Raw genomic sequence first — 18453 nt, forward strand, 5'->3', positions numbered from 1 at the left:
CAGGGAGAGCTGTGGTTGATGGCAAGCAAGTCTAATGGTGGGCGGCAGGCAGCCCCGCCCCACGATTTTTTTCAGAAGCTCGCCTCTGGTATCCCCGGTGTTCTGTTCACCTATTGGCTCAGCGCGGACGGCACATCCCACCGCTACCCCTTTGTCAGTGATCAGATTCAAAAGCTGTTTGGTGTGCCCCCGGCATTACTGAATGAAAATGCCGACGTTGTATTTTCAGTGATTCATCCGGAGGATGTGCCCGGTGTTGGCGAGAGTATTCTGGAATCGGCAAAAAACCTCACTCCGTGGATTTATCAGGCCCGCCTTAAGCTGAAGAGCGGCGAGTTTCACTGGTTCGAAGCCCATTCGGAGCCCGAGCGCCAGCCTGACGGCAGCACGCTCTGGTATGGCCAGTTTCACGATATCCAGCGCTACAAAGTGCTTGAACAGAGCCTGAGGGACAGCGAGGCCGAGTTTTCCTTTCAGGCCGGTTTCCAGAATCTCATCGCCCGGTTATCCACTGAGTTTATCAACCTCGGCTTTGGCACCATCGATGAATGTATTGATGAGCTGCTCTTGTCGATTGGCCGTTTCTTCCAGGTTGACAGAGCCTACCTTTACGCTTTCTCAGACGGCTATGACTTGATGAGTAACACCCACGAATGGTGTGCTGTCGGTGTGCCTTCACTAAAAGACAGCCAGAAAGCTGTGCCGATTGGTGAGTTCTACTGGTGGCGCACACAGATCGACGCCATGGTGGAGCGTAATCAGGTGGTGTTTATCGAGGACGTGGATCGCCTGCCGGACGACGCAGTGCTGGAGCGAGCCCTGCTGCAAGAGCAGGGCGTGAGTTCGATGTTCTGTGTGCCGATCCGGATTCGGGGCCGGGTAACGGGATTTTTTGGCGTCGACTCACTGCGAAAGCGGGATTGGCGAACCGACCAGGGCGATTTGCTGATCATTGTTTCTGGCCTGCTGTCGGGTGCGCTGGAGCGGCACCGTCTCGAGGAAGAGTTGCTGAGTCAGTCGATTCTGGACCCGCTCACCGGACTGCACAACCGGCGATATCTGATCCCCCGGTTGCAAGAGTTGCTGGCCAGAAGCAATCGGCAGGGTGAGCCTTTTGCACTGGCCATGTTTGATATTGATCACTTCAAGAAGATTAATGACTCGGTTGGTCATCTGGGCGGCGACTTCATCCTGCAGGGGTTTGCGGAACTCCTCAGGCAACACACCCGCACCACCGACGTGATTTCCCGGTTTGGGGGAGAGGAATTTCTGGTGGTGTTTGCCGGCGTTGATGCATCGGATGCCAAAGTCCTGGTAATGCGGGTGCTGGAGGCGGTTCGAAAAGAGTCCTTTATCTACAACGGGCATGCCTTGCCACTCACCGCCAGCGCCGGTGTGATTGGTGTTGGCGAGTTGACGGGGCAGCCGGTGACGCCAGACTTGATGATCGATCACGCGGACCATCGCCTGTATCTTGCCAAACAGCGCGGCCGGGACTGCGTGATTGATGGTCTGGGTATATAGCGCATATAAAAAAACAGCATTTCACCTCATATATCGTTCTGGTATATTCTTAGAACTAAATTTAAGATCAGGCGAGATCAGAGGTGACACCCATGAGCCAGCCCATCGTCCAACATTTTTTCGACGAACCGACCAATACCTTCAGTTATATCGTGCGTGATCCTGGCAGCCAGGCCTGCGCGATTCTCGATTCGGTGCTGGATTTTGATTACGCCGCCGGCCGTACCGATGTGCGCTCAGCGAATGAGATTATCCAGTACGTTCGCGACAATGGTCTGAGCGTTGAGTGGATTCTGGAAACGCACGTGCACGCCGATCACCTGTCAGCAGCACCCTATCTGCACGAACATCTCGGCGGAAAAACGGGCATCGGTGCGAAAATCGTCGATGTTCAGGATATTTTTGGAAAAGCCTTCAATGCCGGCACTGAATTTGCCCGGGATGGCAGCCAGTTCGACCGGCTGTTTCAGGAAGGCGACACCTTCACCATCGGTCATCTGGAAGGCCGGGTTCTGCATACGCCGGGCCATACTCCGGCTTGCCTCACCTATGTGTTCGGTGATGCTGCCTTTGTGGGCGACACTCTGTTTATGCCGGATTACGGCACCGCCCGCTGTGATTTCCCGGGCGGTGATGCCCGCACGCTGTACCGGTCCATCCAGAAGGTACTGAGCTTGCCGGCAGAGACCCGGGTATTCCTGTGCCATGACTACAAGGCGCCGGGGAGGGATGAGTATCACCATATGACCACGGTGGCCGAGCAACGCAGGGCCAACGTGCATGTCCATGAAGGCGTCTCTGAAGACGAGTTTGTCAAAATGCGCACAGAGCGGGACGCCACCCTGGACATGCCCCGGCTGATTCTGCCGTCGGTACAGGTAAACATGCGTGCGGGCCATATGCCGCCTGCTGAGGATAACGGCCAGGTTTACCTGAAAGTTCCGGTTAACCGGTTCTGAGCCGGCCATGAATCTGAAACGCTATCTGCCTGTTCTGCAGTGGGCAACGCAATACAATCGCGGGCAGGCCACCAGTGACCTGATTGCGGCGGTGATTGTCACGGTGATGCTGATTCCCCAGTCGCTGGCCTATGCCTTGCTGGCTGGGCTGCCAGCGCAGGTCGGGCTGTATGCCAGCATCCTGCCTCTGGTGGTGTATGCCCTGTTCGGCACCAGCCGAACGCTTTCTGTGGGCCCTGTGGCCGTTGTGTCGCTGATGACCGCCGCGGCCCTGGCGCCGTTGGCGGAGATTGGCACTTCGGCTTACCTTGCCGGCGCGGTTCTGATTGCTGTCATGTCGGGCCTGATGCTCACGGTGATGGGCGTAATGAAACTGGGCTTTCTGGCGAATTTCCTCAGCCACCCGGTGATCTCCGGCTTTATCTCAGCATCAGGCATAGTCATCGCGACCAGCCAGCTCAAACACCTCTTTGGTGTCCAGTCTTCGGGGCACAATCTGTTGGATATTGGCCGTTCGCTGGCGGAATCGCTGAACGACACCAACCTGCCGACGCTGTTGGTGGGCGGGGGCGCTCTGCTTTTTCTGCTGTGGTCCAGGCGTTATCTGAAACCGCTGCTGAGAAAGCTTGGCCTGGCCGCCCGGGCGGCGGATATCCTCACCAAAACTGCGCCCATCCTGGCGGTACTGGCGACCACGCTGGTGGCCTGGGCGTTGCGGCTGGATGAGCAGGGGGTGAAGCTGGTAGGCACAGTGCCATCGGGCTTGCCGTCGTTCACCATGCCGAGCCTGGATCCGGCGCTCTGGTCCCAACTGGCGGTCAGCGCCCTGTTGATCAGTGTGGTGGGTTTTGTCGAATCCGTTTCCGTGGGCCAGACTCTAGCGGCCAAGCGGCGCCAGCGCATTGATCCCGACCAGGAGCTGATTGGCCTGGGAACTGCCAACTTAAGCTCGGGCTTTTCTGGCGGCATGCCGGTCACAGGTGGTTTCTCCCGCTCGGTGGTGAACTTTGATGCCGGTGCAGAAACCCCTGCGGCTGGCGCCTACACTGCTGTCGGCATTGCCCTGGCGACCCTGTTCCTGACCCCGGTTATCGCCTGGCTGCCCCAGGCGACTCTGGCGGCGACCATTATAGTGGCGGTCGCAACCCTGATTGACCTGCCTGCGCTGGGACGAACCTTCCGCTATTCGCGCACCGATTTCGGCGCCATGCTGGCAACCATCCTGTTGACGCTGGTGCACAGTGTTGAGGCGGGTATTATTGCCGGTGTGGCCCTGTCCATCGGCCTGTTTCTGTACCGCACCAGCCGTCCCCATTGCGCGGTTGTTGGCCGGGTGCCGGGCACCGAGCACTTCCGGAACGTCCTGCGGCACGACGTGGAGCTATGCCCGAAAGTCACCTTTCTGCGGGTCGATGAAAGCCTGTACTTTGCCAACGCCCGGTTCCTGGAAGAAACCGTGATGGATCTGATCACCCGGGAGCCGGAACTGACTGATCTGGTGCTGGTTTGCCCGGCCGTGAACCTGGTGGATGCCTCGGCACTGGAGAGCCTGGAAACGATCAATGAACGGCTGCGGGATGCCGGCGTGCGGCTGCACCTGTCGGAGGTCAAGGGGCCGGTCATGGACCGCTTGAAGGACACAGAGCTCTTGTGCCATCTGGGAGGCCGGGTGCATCTGAGCACTTATGAGGCCTGGCAGGCGCTGACTAACTTATCGCCAGCGTGAATGTTTCTGCAGCTTCCGCTGAAGGGTTCTGCGGTGCATGTTGAGCGCACGGGCGGTGGCGGAAATATTGCCATCGTGTTCGTTCAGTATCCGCTGGATATGTTCCCACTCCATTTCTTCGACAGAGGGGGGTTCGGGGCGAAGCTCCGGTGGCGCTTCCAATGGTTCGAAACCGTTGATCAGTTGTTGCACCGTGACCGGCTTGCACAGATAGTTCACAGCGCCCCGGCGCATGGCCTCAACCGCTGTGGCAATGCTGCCGTATCCGGTGAGTACCAGGATGTCGAGATCCGGGGCGCTGTCGAGTAGTTCTGGCAGCAGCTGCAGGCCGCTCTCGCCGGCCAGGTTGAGGTCAAGCACGCATCGGCTGAAGTTGTGTGCATCAATCGCATTCAGTGCGCTGTCGTGGTCAGTCGCGGTGATGGCCTCGATACCATTGCGGGCCAGCGAGCGGGTCAGAACCTGCAGGAAGGCCGGGTCATCATCCACCAGTAACCACTGTTCCTGTGCTGACATCTCACTAGCCCTCGGTGCTTTCATTACCTGCAATCGGCAGGTCGATCATCATGGTGGTCCCTGATTCACTGGTCGTGGCTTTCAGGTTTCCGCCCAGCCTCTGAATGGTGGCATTGGATAGAAACAGGCCCACGCCCAGACCGTTTCGGGAATCGACGATGTCTTCGCCGGGTGCCCCCAGCATGGCTGCTTCCAGGCCATCTCCATGGTCTTCGACTACGATTTCCACTCGCCCAGTGCCGGTCAGCCGGCTACTGACGGCCACCCAGTGGGGGCTGGCGGTCAGCGCGTTTGCCAGCAGGTTCAGCACGGCCTGGTCCAGAGTGGCGTCGACCGCCACTCTGGCGTCCGGGTAGTCTTTCGCCCATTGCACCGGGCCGGATGGCCACAAGAGCGTGGCGGACTCCCTTAACCGGGTCAGCCAGTCCCGGACGGTCAGGGTTTCCAGTTGCGCGGTTTTTGCTTCGACCGCAGCTTTGGTCAATTGTTGCAGATGGCCGCTGCAGAGTTTGACCTGCTGACTCATCAGTTCCAGATCGTCCTCCAGCTCCGGAGTGGCCTGACCTGCGGTGTTTGAACGGATTTCATCGAGCAGCAGGGTCATGGTGTTCAGGGGCGTGCCAAGCCTGTGAGCCACCGCTGCTGCCGACAACCCAAGGGCGATAACCTGCTCGTCCCGTAACCGGTTTTCCCGGAACTCGGATAATTGGCTTTGCTGGTGCCGGAGTCGCCTGGCCAGAGTGCCGACAACCAGTAGCAGAATGCCGGCGGTCAGGGCGAAGGTGACCCACATGCCCACCAGGTGCAACTGCGCCAGGTCGCCGCCGTGGTGGTCATGGGTAACGGGGGTCGGCCAGAGTACGAGAGCGGTATAGACGGCAATGCCAGCAAGGGTCAGGCCGATGCTTTGGCGGGTGGGGACCAGGATAATGGCAACCGCAATGGGCAATAACAGCACCGAGACAAGAGGGTTGGTGTAGCCGCCGGTCAGGAAAAGCCACAGGCCGATCAGCAACAAATCCGTCGCCAGGGTCAGGCTGACCGGGAGCGAGGATTTTGGCGGGCGGCGGTTGAACCACAGCCAGCCGAGTGTTGCCAGAACAGCATAGAGCAGGCTGAGTAACAGTGCTTCGGCACGGTGGGCCAGGGTGATCATCGATTCTGCAACAGCGATGGCCACCAGTTGAGTGGTGATAATGGCCAGTCGCATGCCGAGCAGATAGCGGGCAGCCTGGCGTAAGCCTGTCTGGGAGTATGTGAGCCATTCCATAGCGGCATTCTAGCAGTCTGTTGGTCCCTGGAGCTCTTAAAAGTACATTGGTTTGTCGGGGGTCAATCTGTGAAGTAGCAGATCAGTTGCTGACTGACGACATCGCCGGTCAGTTGTAGGCGGCAGTCGCGGAGATCATGGACGTGTACCGCGGCTTCAGGGCCGGTGAGGACGCTATTTCTGATCGGCGTTTGCTCCAGGCGATCCGGGTGATACTGGCACTGGCTGGTTTCCGGGAAAAGCGCTGCGTAGGCGATGCCGGTTTCCACCAGGTCCTGAAAGAAGTGTGAGCCGTAGGATAGGTCCGGCACCATTTCGCCCGCCTTCTCCGAAACCTCCACCAGAGCGGCTACGCCAGCAATATCCGAGAAGCGAACCGGTACGCCAAGGTCCGGACTGCTGGTGCCCCATCGGCCGGGACCGATCAGCAGGGTCGGTGCCCTGCTGGATCGTACGGTTTCGCCCACCACTCGGGCAACGTCATAACGCTGGCTGGTGGTCAGGTTGGCGTAGACTGACGCATCGACACGTATAACCCGTTCTATGGCCAGGTTGATATTGCCACCCATGAAATGCCCGTGGGTGCGGAACAGCAGCTTCTGTTCGGGAAGGGCCTCCGGAATCTGTACCGGGCCGGTTTCACCAATGGTGGCCAGGGGCCTGCATTGCACCAGGTTGAACGACGGCTCCCCTTGCTCATTCAGGTGCAAGGTGAACTCTACGTCCACCGGGTGTTGGTAGCCGGCTTCGAGGGTTTTGAGGAGATGGGCCAGTCGGGCGATGAATGAGCTGCGCTGCACCAGCGGGCGGAAGGTCAGGCGCCAGATCGGGCCCTTGAGGCCGATCTGCTCCGCCCGGGTACTGGCTGCCCGGTCCACTTCTGCCAGGTGTGGCATGGGCAGATCCCTGGTGGTTTCCAAAACCTGGCTCAGGGGGCGGGTTTCAAGCGCCCCGGTTTCCAGGTCGAGTAGGTCCACCAGGTGTTGTGAGAACCGGTAGCTTTCATCCTGATTTCGGAACGGTTGGCGGGTGGGGTGATCCAGCGCCATCACACAGGCATGATCGCCCTCTATACGGTCCACCGCACGGGTGCCCAGCCCCATCACCAGGCGTACCATGCCCGCTGTCGGATCCATGCCGGAGTCCCAGGCAAACGTATTGCGGGAGACCCCGACGCCGGCGGCGTCGGGTAAGTAATACTGGTTGTGAAAGCGGCCGTTGACTCGTTGAATCAGCAGGGCCATGGGTTCTTCCCGTTGATCCAGGCCACGCTGTTTGCGGTACACCAGGGCATCCTCGCTCATGGACGAGGCATAAACCTGCCGGATGGCGTCTTCCAGAGCTTGCAGGCGCTGCTCCGGCGCGCCCTGGTTCACCAGAAAGACGCTGTCGTATTTGCCCGCAAACGCGTTGCCAAAACCGTCTTCCTGCAGGCTCGAAGAACGCACCAGGATGGGGTACTGGCCGTAATGGTCCAGCAGCCTTTCCAGTTCAGTCCGCACCTCAAGAGGAAACTCCCCGCCCAGGATGCCTTTTTGCAGCGCCGGCGCTTCGGCGAGATAGCCCTCCGCAGATCGCTGGCGCATGATCGCAGGCCACAGCCCGTTGTGCACCAGGAACGCGTAGTAGGCGTCTGTGCCCAGATAGCTGGAATCGTGGGGCTCCAGGTGTTGCTGCCACAATTCCGGAGCATCGTTCAGCAGGATGTTCCGGGCGATCAGCATGCCGGTTGCCTTGCCGCCAATATAGCCGCTGCCCACCATCCGGCTGCGGATTGCCAGCAGGTCTTCCAGCGACAAATAACGGCGAGCCAGTTCGAGAATCTGCGGATCGCGGCTAATCAGAACTTGCAATACCTGTTCCTGAAGGTCTGCCATGTGGCTCTCGTTGCGCTCAGAGAGCGCCCGGCTTGCGTCCTGGAACAGCCTGTCCCAGTAGTCCAGCAGGGGCTGGCGGTGCAGGTTTTCCAGTTCCAGGCTGGCTTGCAAGCGGGTGGCGTCGCTGCTGTCGGTGATGGGTTGGAACTGGCCATCCCGTTCCCGGTGGGGCAGAAACATGGTGGGCGATTGCCGGCGCCAGGCTTTGATCGGGTGAATCTGCACCTTGTCGCCCTGGCGGTGGGCATCGAGCATGACTTGTGTTGTCTGACGAATGCGGTCGAGGGTCATCCGGGAATGCCGGGCCGGATTCAGGGCAAACCAGGCGACGGTGTCCAGTTCGAACAGAAACGGGCATACCACGCGGAAAAAATTACCCACCATGGCGTCCGTCGCCCAGGCGTTGAGCAGCTCACTCAGGCTGTCGCACACATAAAAGGCACCACGGCCATGCTGTTCGATCAGGTGCCAGACTCGGCTGGTAAAGCTTTCAAAGCCGCCAAGAGCATCGATTTCGATGGTGCGAACGGCAGGGTGTGGTTCGAGGACAGGGGGGTGTTCGCCAAAGCGAAGATAGATGATGTGCCGGCCGGATTCAGCCGCAGCATCGACAAAAGGAAGAACAAACCGGCGATAATCGTCGAGGTCGGAAACCCGCCAGACAACGTTATCGCCGATTCGAAGGCCATCGAGAACCTCATCCAGCCCGGCCAGTCCGGTGGATACCCGGTCTGTGGACTGAAGAGGCTCTTCGCCGTTCATGGCCGGATCAGATAACGCCCATGGCGTTCATGGCCTTGGCAACCCGAAGGAAGCCATTGATGTTCGCGCCCAGCACATAATTGCCCTGGAAGCCGAACTCGGCGGCCGTTTCATAACAGTTCTTGTGGATATCGATCATGATTTCCTCAAGACGCTTCTGGGTGTAGTCAAAGGTCCAGGAGTCACGGCTGGCGTTCTGCTGCATTTCCAGCGCTGACGTAGCTACACCGCCGGCGTTGGCGGCTTTGCCCGGGCCGTAGGCAATTTTGGCTTCCTGGAACAGGATGATGCCTTCCGGTGTGGTCGGCATGTTGGCACCTTCGGCGACCGCGATACAGCCGTTTTCAACCAGGGTCTTGGCATCGCTGCCATTGAGCTCGTTCTGGGTTGCACAGGGCAGCGCTACGTCACAGGGCACGCTCCAGATATTGCCGTCTTCCACGTACTTGGCGCCTTTGTGGTATTCAGTGTAGGCGCTGATACGGCGACGCTCCACTTCCTTGATGCGCTTGACGGTCTGAAGGTCGATGCCGTTTTCGTCCACGATAATGCCCTGGGAGTCGGAGCAGGCAATCACCTTTGCACCAAGCTGGTGCGCTTTCTCGATGGCGTAGATAGCGACGTTACCAGATCCGGAAACCACCACGGTTTTGCCTTCCAGCGAATCGCCGCGGGCTTTCAGCATTTCCTGGGTGAAGAACACGGTGCCGTAGCCGGTGGCTTCGGTACGGGCGCGGCTGCCGCCCCAGTCCAGGCCCTTGCCGGTGAACACGCCGGACTCATACCGGTTGGTAATACGCTTGTACTGGCCAAACATGTAGCCAATCTCGCGGCCGCCTACGCCGATATCTCCCGCAGGTACGTCGGTGTATTCGCCCAGGTGGCGGTACAATTCGGTCATCAGGCTCTGGCAAAAACGCATGATTTCGTCGTCAGACTTGCCCTTCGGATCAAAATCGCTGCCGCCTTTACCGCCGCCGATAGGCAGGCCGGTCAGAGCGTTCTTGAAAATCTGTTCAAAGCCCAGGAACTTGATGATGCCCAGGTACACAGACGGGTGGAAACGCATGCCACCTTTATAGGGCCCCAGAGCACTGTTGAATTCGACCCGGAAAGCGCGGTTGATGTGAATCTCGCCGCTGTCGTCCTGCCAGGGTACACGGAAGATGATCTGGCGCTCGGGCTCGCAAATACGCTGGATGATCTTCTTGTCGGCGAACTCCGGGTATTTCACCAGAACGGGCCCCAGCGTTTCCAGAACTTCGTGGACCGCCTGATGGAATTCGCTTTCGCCGGGATTGCGGTGCAGAACGTCCTGAAAAATCGGTTCCAGCTTTTCGTCGAGTTTTGCAGTCATGTGAGGAGCCCTCGGAATACGCGTATTGAAAGCTGCATGCAAATGCAGCTGCCCAAAAAAAGGGCAGTGATTGCACCACAACAGGTCACCCTTTGGCAAGCTGTCGGCCTGAATATTGGCCGGTGCACCCTACCATGAATACCTCCAACGGGGTGCGGCATTGTGTCTCAAGCCACGGGAAGGAAGGCGCCTTACAATTCCGCCATAACTTGTTATTTCCAATGTCCAGTGCGGTAAATAAAGGACCCTCCCGAATGGTAAAACACGATCTGGCACGCTGTATCAGTCTCATTGTGGCTGGTTGCGCCATAGCTCCCCTTGCCCATGCTCAGAACGAAACACAAGACGCGCTTTTAATCCGCGTAACCGAAGGCCAGTCTGCCGAGTCTGCAAGACTTTCCGAGGCGGCTATCCAGACCGAGCCGGTACAACGTTTGTCGTCTGATGCGTCTGTGTCGCTGTCCCGAATGGGTGGCCGTGGCCTGGACCCGGTTATCCGTGGCCAGAATGAAGACCGGGTTGAGGTATTGCTGGATGGTATGCGGGTGGAGGGCGCCTGCCCGAGCCGGATGGACCCGCCCACCAGCCGGCTCAGCACGGCGCTGGCGCCGGTGCTGGAAGTACGCACCAGTAACCGCACCCTGCGCTGGGGTCCGATTGCCGGTGGCCAGGTGGTGGCCACCACTGCAGCCCCGGAATTTGCTGATGACAACCGCACAACCGGCCACCTGACGCTGGGCGGCGCCGATAATGGCGAAGGCAAACTGGTGAACGGCAGCGTAGCGGCCGGTAGCAAGGATGCCTTCATTCGATTGGCCGGCGGCTACGACGAAGCGGACGACTACGAAGACGGCGACGGTAACGAAGTCCGCAGCTCCTACGAAAACACCGAAGGCCGGGTGGATGGCGCCTGGACAGCGGACAACGGTTTCTACATCAAAGGCCTGGTCAGCCGCCAGGAAGAGCGGGATGTGAAGTTCCCGGGCCGGGGTATGGATGCACCCAAAACCGACACCGACCTGTATCGACTGGAGCTGGGTGCGCCGGTGGCCAATGGCGGCTGGAACCTGATGGCCTGGCAGGCGGATGTGGATCACGTGATGGACAACTTCAGTCTGCGTGAATCGCCCATGAAAATGCAGACCAACTCGGAAACCCGCACCCAGGGTGCCCGTCTGGTACTGGATCAGACCATTAACTTCACCAAAGACATTGCCATCGGTGTCGATGTGGAAAGCAATGAGTGGGATGCCACCATGTATAACGGCATGAACCTCACCAACGAAGCATCCCTGATGTGGCCAGGTGTTGAGCGTGATCGTGTGGGTGTATTTGTTGAGGCCTTCCACCAGATTCGCATAAATACCCGATTGGGTGCCGGTATTCGTTACGACCGGATAGCGATGGATGCGACTCGCGCGGAGCAGACGTTCACCCCTTCACCCATGGGTGGGATGAGCTTTTCACCTTCAGCCTTGTATGCGTCTGAGTATGGTGCAACAGATGCCGAGGCGAATGACGATAACGTCAGTGGTTTCGTGACCGGCGAATGGCGTTTCTCCCCACGCCAGACTTTTGAAGTTACTGCCAGCCACAGTGTCCGGTCGCCGAGCGTGAACGAGCGTTATGTGGCCCAGAAAACCATGAAAGGCAGCTGGGTGGGTAACCCGGACCTGGAGACCGAAAAGCACTACAAGCTGGAGGCAAGCCTGTCGGGCCGCGAGGGTGACTGGACATGGCGGCCGGCGGTATGGGTCGATCAGGTGGATGACTATGTTTACCGCTTTGATATTCGTAATGCGAACGGCACTACGGATACCCGGTACACCAACATCGATGCCCGCCTGCTGGGCGTTGAAGGTCAGCTGGGCTGGAGCAACGGTACCTGGAGCACCAACAGCAAGCTGGCGTCTGTAAGGGGTGAAAACCGGGATGCCGACAAGGCGCTGCCGCGGATTCCGCCGATTCAGTTTATCCAGACCCTTGGCTGGCATCATCAGGGCCACACCCTAGAGGCAGAATGGCAGCTGGCCCGCCGGCAGGACCGGGTAGACCTGGTGGCGGACGGGGGGCTGGATCCGAGTACTTCGCCAGGTTACGGCGTGTTCAACCTGTCTGGCACCCACCCGCTTATGGCTAACTTGAGCCTGACCTGGGCGGTCGATAATGTCTTCGACAAAACCTGGGCTAGCCACGTGAGTAAAGACAATTTGGGTGATGGTGGTGTGTTCCGGGTCAACGAACCCGGCCGTACCTTGCGCGCAGCACTCACGGCCCGGTGGTAAAGACGATTATGGCGGTTACCCGCTTCTCATAGCCGGCGGGTGACATTTGTGCCCCGGGCCGATTCTCAATCTGCCCGGGGCTTTTTTATTTACCTTCCGGGCGCCGTTCGGAACTGCCCGCCAATCCCGCTAGAATGAGGTTGAAATACACGCACCTCTAAATTATCGGATTTGCCATGAATCACCGCCCCGGTTGGGTTTTCTATTGCTCTTTCATTCTGCTGGTTCTGTTTGTGGTTGCGGGCGGGCTGATGCCGGAACAACTGTCGTTTTATGCTCAGGCGGCCCTTGAGTTCACCACTTTGCATTTTGGCTGGCTTTATCTGTTTGCGACCTCGGGTTTCCTGGTGTTCTGCATCGCCATTGCGGGAGGCAATTACGGCAAGATCCGTTTGGGCGCAGACGGTGAGGCGCCGGAGTTTTCCTATCTCACCTGGCTGGGGATGATCTTCTCGGCAGGCATGGGTGTGGGCCTGGTGTTCTGGGCCGTGGCCGAACCCATGAGCCATTTTGTCTCACCGCCCTTTGGCTCCGCAGCTCCGGAAAGTCCTCAGGCAGCCAGTATGGCCATGCGCTATTCGCTGTTTCACTGGGGCTTTCACCAATGGGCGAACTTCGCTCTGGTGGGGCTGGCCATTGCCTATGTGCGCTTCCGGCTGCAGCGCCCGGGGCTGATCAGTGAGGCCTTCCGCTCCACCATGGGCGACCGTGTGGATTCCGGTGCCGGCCATGCCATCAATATCCTGGCGGTGGTCTCCACGGTGTTCGGGGTTGCCACCACACTCGGGCTGGGGGTTATCCAGATTAACAGTGGTCTGGGGGCGGTGGCCGGCACGGCATTCGGGGTCAGCCAGCAGCTGTTCATCCTGGCGGGTGTGGCCGCGGTATTTCTGCTGTGTTCGCTGGCGCCGCTGGAAAGCGGTATCCGCTACGTGAGTGATGCCAACATGGTACTGGCAGGGGGCCTGCTGGTTTTCGTCTTCTTCTTCGGCCCCACGGATTTTATTACCGCGGTGATGACCAACGCCATCGGAGATTATTTCTCCAACATGGTGGGCATGAGCCTGGTGATGACCCCATACACGGGCGATGACTGGGTAGAGCGCTGGACCATTTTCTACTGGGCCTGGGGGCTATCGTGGGCGCCGTTTGTCGGCAGTTTTATAGCCCGTATTTCCCGCGGGCGCACCATCCGGGAGTTTGTGTTCGGGGTGATTGGCATGCCGGTTCTGTTGAGTATTGTCTGGTTCTCAACTTTTGGCGGTTCGGCGCTGTATTTCGAACTGTTCGAAGGGGCGGCTCTGGGCGACGCGGTGGTGACCGAAATGAGTTCGGCGCTGTTCGCGACGCTGGAGTATCTGCCTGGCACCGCCATTCTGGGCGGCTTGATGTTGGTGCTGATCGTATTATTCGTTATTACCTCCGCCAACTCAGCTACTTTTGTATTGGGGATGTTTACCAGCAAAGGCGTGCTCAACCCGAAACGCTGGTCCCGTTTGACCTGGGGCATAGTGCAGGTATCGGTGGCCGGTGTACTGTTGCTGAGTGGCGGGCTGGAAGCATTGCAGACCATTTCCATACTGGCCGCCTTCCCGTTCATGGTGCTGATGATCTTTATGGCGACTGCGTTGCTGAAATCGTTGCGCAATGAGCAGCGGCAGATCGAATTGCACGAAGCCATGACCCGGGAGCGCCTGCTCAGGCTGTTGGCCGAACACGATGATTTCGGCGACAAAGGGTGGAATCAGTCTGAAGAGACGGGTGTGGATGATCCGGACGCTCCGGAAAATGACGCACAAAAGAAGCCTCAGGCCTGATTCTGCTTTGCGGAAAGGGTGCTAGAATGTGGTTATTAGCAAATACCAAAAAGGAATAAGTGGATGGCCAAGCGCGCGCTGCTGGGGTGGATGCTGGCACCCTGGCTACTGATTCCGGCTGCCGGACAGGCAGAGGAGCTGCAGACCGTTAGTGTTACCCGGGCTTCGTTGCATGAAATGGTGCATCTTGACGGGCTGATCGAGGCGGTACAGCAAAGCACCGTATCGGCCCAGACCAGTGGCACAGTGGTCGAATTGCCTTTTGATGTGGATGATTCGGTAGCAGCCGGTGACCTGATCGTGCGCCTTGAAGACAGCGAGCAGCAGTCGCGCCTGAGGCAAGCCGAAGCCGGGTTAGAAGAAGCCCGCTCGGGATTGCAGAACGCCCGACAGCAGTTCACCCGCATCGAAGCCGTTCATGAGCGGGGCCTGGTATCCCGGCAGGAATTTGATCAGGCCAGGAATAATCTCAGTGCCGCTCAGGCCCGGGTGGAGCGGGCTGAGGCAGCCGTTACTGAGGCGCAGAAGCAACTGGACTACACCCGCATCATTGCTCCGTACGGTGGCATTCTGACTGAGCGCCATGTCGAGTTGGGTGAGTCGGTCAACCCGGGCCAGCCCTTGCTCAGCGGCTTGACGTTGGAGCAGCTGCGGGTGGTGGTGGACCTGCCCCAGAAGTACGCCGACCTGGCCCGCAGCGAGCGCCAGGCTACCGTTACCCTGGCCGACGGCCGGGTGCTGGAAACCGGCGAGCTGACGTTCTACCCCTATGCCAACCCCGAGACTCATACCTTCCGGTTACGCCTGCGTTTGAACGAACCCAATGGCAGTCTGTTCCCGGGCATGCTGGTGAAAGTGGGAGTGCCGGTGGCCAGCCGGGATGCCCTCTGGGTTCCCGCCAGCGCCCTGGTGCAGCGTAGCGAGCTGCGGGCGGTATTCGTGATGGATCAGAAGGATCAACCACGCCTGCGCCAGGTCCGAGTTGGCGCCCGGGATGAGGGTCGCCTGGAAGTGCTGGCCGGGCTGTCCGAAGGCGAGCGGGTGGTGGCCAATCCACAGGTGCTGGTGGGTAGCGAACGGCTGAACCTGACCGAAGATTCCGGAACCAAAGGGGAGTAACGGCCGTGAGCGATAACCTGCCGCCGGTCGGCCCGTCCGGAGCCATTGCCCGGGTATTCCAGAACAACCACCTGACGCCGCTGCTGGCGATCCTTGCGATTATTCTTGGTGTCCTGTCTGTCGTGGTGACACCCAAGGAAGAAGAACCTCAGATTGATGTCACCATGGCGGACATCATGGTGGCCATGCCCGGTGCCAGCACCCGGGAGGTTGAAAGCGCCATTGCCACACCTGCCGAGCAGGTAATGAGCGAAATCAAGGGCGTGAAGCACGTGTATTCCGTGTCCCGTCAGGGCCAGGCGGTGATCACCGTGCAGTTCGAGGTGGGCATCGCCCGCCAGGACGCCCTGGTTCGGCTGTACAACCAGGTGTATTCGAACCAGGACTGGTTGCCGCAGAATCTCGGCGCCTCCCAGCCGGTCATAAAACCCCGGGGCATTGATGATGTACCGGTGATGACCTTGACACTGTATGACCCCACCGGCACCCACAGCGGGGAAGAACTTACCCGCCTGGCCCATATGCTGGAAGTGGCCCTGAAGCGGGTACCCGGTACCCGGGATATCTACACAGTGGGCGGCGTGCCCGACCGGGTGGATATCGTATTTGATCCGGCTCTGCTGGCCGGTTTCGGCCTGACCACGGCGGATATCGAAAGTGCCCTGCAGTCTGCCAACGCCTCCAGCCAGGAAGCCCGGGTAACCCGGGATAATCTCTCGATACCGGTGCAGGCCGGTACCCTGTTGCAGTCCCTCGAAGACGTAAAGCGCCTGGTGGTGGGGATGCACCAGGGCGCGGCTGTGTACCTGGATGATGTGGCGGAGGTTCGTCGCGGCAGTACCGTACCCGACCAGAGCGTGCTGGCGGGCTTCGGACCGGCCCATGGCGACGAGCGGGCAGGGAAGGCCGGCGATGTCTACCCGGCGGTCACCCTCGCGATTGCCAAGAAACCGGGTGAAAACGCCATTGATATCACCACCGCAATCGAACAGCGCCTGGGCCAGCTGCGCAACCGGGCACTGCCGGCTGACGTGGAGGTGCTGGTAACCCGTGACTACGGAGTGACCGCGTCTGACAAGGCGCAGAAGCTGATTTCCGACCTGGTCTCCGCCACCCTGGCGGTGATGCTGCTGGTGCTCGCCTTTATGGGCTGGCGCCAGGCGCTGATCGTCGGTATTTCGGTGCTGATCACCCTGCTGCTGACCCTGGTGTTTTCCTGGGCCTGGGGCTTTACCCTGAACCGGGTCTCGCTGTTCGCGCTGATCTTTTCCATCGGCATCCTGGTGGACGACGGCATTGTCATCACCGAGAACATTAACCGTCGCATCCAGAACAGCCGCAGGGCCATCAAGGATATTATCCCGGTAGCAGTGGATGAAGTGGGTACACCCACCATCATGGCCAGCCTGACCATCATGGCGGCCCTGCTGCCCATGGCGTTTGTGTCCGGGCTGATGGGCCCCTACATGAGCCCGATTCCGATCAACGCATCGGCCGGTATGGTGGTGTCCCAGGTTGTGGCGTTTGTGGTGGCGCCCTGGCTGGCCTTCCGGCTGCTCAAGCACAAGAAAGGCGAGGCCCTGGAAGAGGATGGCGATTCCGGCAGCTCTGCCGATGGCGTCAGCCCGGTGTCCCTGAAAATTTTCAATACCGTGCTGGGGCCGTTTCTGGGTGAACACGCCTGGCGCCGGCGTTTGCTGGCGCTTGGGGTGGTCCTGCTGACGCTGGGCGCCACCTCTTTGCCGGTGTTCCAGGCGGTGATCCTGAAAATGCTGCCTTTCGACAACAAGTCGGAATTGCAGGTGGTGGTGGATATGCCCGAGCGCACACCCATGGAGCAAACCCAGCGGGTGCTGACGGAAATGGGCCATTACCTGGAAACCGTGGACGAAGTGGATAACTGGCAGGCTTATGCCGGTACCGCGTCACCAATCAATTTCAACGGCCTGGTGCGCCAGTATTATCTGCGCAGCGAGCCCTACCAGGGTGATATCCAGGTCAACCTGGCCAGCGCGGAGGAGCGCAGCCGTCCCTCCCATGACATCACCCAGACCCTTCGTGGCCCGCTCACCGAGATTGCCGACAGGTACGGCGCCAAGGTGAAAATGGTGGAAGTGCCGCCGGGGCCGCCGGTGATGTCGCCGCTGGTAGCGGAAGTCTACGCCGCCGATGGCTTCCGCCGGGCGGAGCTGGCCAACCTGATTGCCGGAGATATGGCAAACATTGAGGGGCTGGTGGATATCGACACCACCCTGGAAGCACCTACCCGTCAGTGGGAAGTGGTGGTGGACCGGGCCCGGGCGGCCCGGCTGGGTGTTTCCCAGGCCCAGGTGGTGGCTACCCTGCAGACCACCCTGGGCGGGGTTAACGTCAGTTACCTGCACGATGAACAGGCCAAGTACCCGGTGCCAATCAGGGTGATTTTGTCTGAAGCCGACAAGGCCCAGCCGTCTGCCCTGTTGTCCATCAAGGTGCGTAGCCGCAGTGGCGAGCTGGTGCCGCTGGCCAGTGTGGCCGAGGTGCGGGAAGCGGACTGGATGGGCGCTATCTATCACAAGGACTTGCTGCCGGTGACCTACGTGACGGCGGATATGGCCGGCGAGATTGATTCACCGCTATACGGCATGTTCCGGATGGTCAGTTTGCTGAACGAGCAGGAGCAGGCACCGGAGCAGTTCTTTATCCAGCAACCGCCACTGCCGGAAAAAGGCACCCTGAAATGGGATGGCGAGTGGCAGATCACCTACGAAACCTTCCGGGATATGGGCGCTGCCTACAGTGTGGGTGTGTTCATGATCTTCGTACTGCTGGTGGCCCAGTTCCGCTCCTACATCCTGCCGCTGGTGATCATGGCGCCGATTCCGCTGACCATGATCGGCATCATGCCCGGCCATGCCCTTCTGGGTAAGGAATTCACCGCCACCAGTATGATCGGCATGATCGCCCTGGCGGGGATTATCGTACGTAATTCCATCCTGCTGGTGGTGTTTATCAAGCAGCTGCTGGACGAAGGCATGGAGCTGGAGAAGGCGGTGGTGCTGGCCGGTGCCGTGCGGATCAAGCCCATTGCGCTGACTGCGGTGTCTGCCGTAGTAGGGGCTTACTTCATCCTCAGCGACCCGATCTTCAACGGCCTGGCGATTTCGCTGGTGTTCGGGCTGGCCATGTCCACGCTGTTCACGGTGATTGTGGTGCCATTGCTGTACTACACCCTGGCCCGCTGCAAGTGGGTTTGAAGCCG

The 18453-nt window shown here is 59.5% G+C and carries 11 protein-coding genes; 7 read left to right on the forward strand and 4 right to left on the reverse strand.

Features of this window, described 5'->3' with window-relative positions; all coding sequences use genetic code 11:
• Nucleotides 1-18 precede the first annotated feature (18 nt).
• The 3 genes from QPL95_RS06120 to QPL95_RS06130 all read left to right on the forward strand — a co-directional run bounded on the left by QPL95_RS06120 (nucleotide 19) and on the right by QPL95_RS06130 (nucleotide 4209).
• On the forward strand, nucleotides 19-1524 hold the full coding sequence (locus QPL95_RS06120) for a diguanylate cyclase (protein ID WP_303290119.1): 1506 nt from the start codon (nucleotides 19-21) through the stop codon (nucleotides 1522-1524).
• Between the two features lie 92 nt (nucleotides 1525-1616).
• Nucleotides 1617-2483 carry an MBL fold metallo-hydrolase gene (locus QPL95_RS06125; RefSeq protein ID WP_303290120.1) on the forward strand — a complete coding sequence of 289 codons (867 nt, stop codon included), beginning with the start codon at nucleotides 1617-1619 and terminating at the stop codon, nucleotides 2481-2483.
• Between the two features lie 7 nt (nucleotides 2484-2490).
• Complete coding sequence (locus QPL95_RS06130; protein WP_303290121.1) at nucleotides 2491-4209, forward strand: SulP family inorganic anion transporter; 1719 nt, start codon at nucleotides 2491-2493, stop codon at nucleotides 4207-4209.
• Here QPL95_RS06130 and QPL95_RS06135 read toward each other — a convergent pair.
• The 4 genes from QPL95_RS06135 to gdhA form a co-directional block, all read right to left on the reverse strand.
• Complete coding sequence (locus QPL95_RS06135; RefSeq protein WP_303290122.1) at nucleotides 4195-4725, reverse strand: response regulator transcription factor; 531 nt, start codon at nucleotides 4723-4725, stop codon at nucleotides 4195-4197. The genes QPL95_RS06130 and QPL95_RS06135 overlap by 15 nt on opposite strands.
• A gap of 4 nt (nucleotides 4726-4729) precedes the next feature.
• Nucleotides 4730-5995 carry a sensor histidine kinase KdpD gene (locus QPL95_RS06140; RefSeq protein ID WP_303290123.1) on the reverse strand — a complete coding sequence of 422 codons (1266 nt, stop codon included), beginning with the start codon at nucleotides 5993-5995 and terminating at the stop codon, nucleotides 4730-4732.
• A 62-nt stretch (nucleotides 5996-6057) separates the two neighbouring features.
• Nucleotides 6058-8634, reverse strand: coding sequence for a PEP/pyruvate-binding domain-containing protein (locus QPL95_RS06145; protein ID WP_303290124.1), 2577 nt, complete (start codon nucleotides 8632-8634; stop codon nucleotides 6058-6060).
• A 7-nt stretch (nucleotides 8635-8641) separates the two neighbouring features.
• Nucleotides 8642-9991 (reverse strand): NADP-specific glutamate dehydrogenase, encoded by a 1350-nt coding sequence (gene gdhA / locus QPL95_RS06150; RefSeq protein ID WP_303290125.1) that lies wholly within the window; start codon nucleotides 9989-9991, stop codon nucleotides 8642-8644.
• Between the two features lie 254 nt (nucleotides 9992-10245).
• Between gdhA and QPL95_RS06155 the strand changes: the two genes are divergently transcribed.
• From QPL95_RS06155 to QPL95_RS06170, 4 genes are all read left to right on the forward strand, one after another.
• The gene (locus QPL95_RS06155) at nucleotides 10246-12276 is read left to right on the forward strand and encodes a TonB-dependent receptor (protein WP_303290126.1); all 2031 of its coding nucleotides are present in this window, start codon (nucleotides 10246-10248) and stop codon (nucleotides 12274-12276) included.
• A 176-nt stretch (nucleotides 12277-12452) separates the two neighbouring features.
• Nucleotides 12453-14093, forward strand: coding sequence for a BCCT family transporter (locus QPL95_RS06160; protein ID WP_303290127.1), 1641 nt, complete (start codon nucleotides 12453-12455; stop codon nucleotides 14091-14093).
• A 63-nt stretch (nucleotides 14094-14156) separates the two neighbouring features.
• A complete protein-coding gene (locus QPL95_RS06165; RefSeq protein ID WP_303290128.1) occupies nucleotides 14157-15212 on the forward strand; it encodes an efflux RND transporter periplasmic adaptor subunit in 1056 nt (351 codons plus the stop codon).
• A gap of 5 nt (nucleotides 15213-15217) precedes the next feature.
• On the forward strand, nucleotides 15218-18448 hold the full coding sequence (locus QPL95_RS06170; protein WP_303290129.1) for an efflux RND transporter permease subunit: 3231 nt from the start codon (nucleotides 15218-15220) through the stop codon (nucleotides 18446-18448).
• Nucleotides 18449-18453 lie beyond the last annotated feature (5 nt).

The organism is Marinobacter sp. SS5-14b (assembly GCF_030541005.1).
Taxonomy (GTDB): Bacteria; Pseudomonadota; Gammaproteobacteria; order Pseudomonadales; family Oleiphilaceae; genus Marinobacter.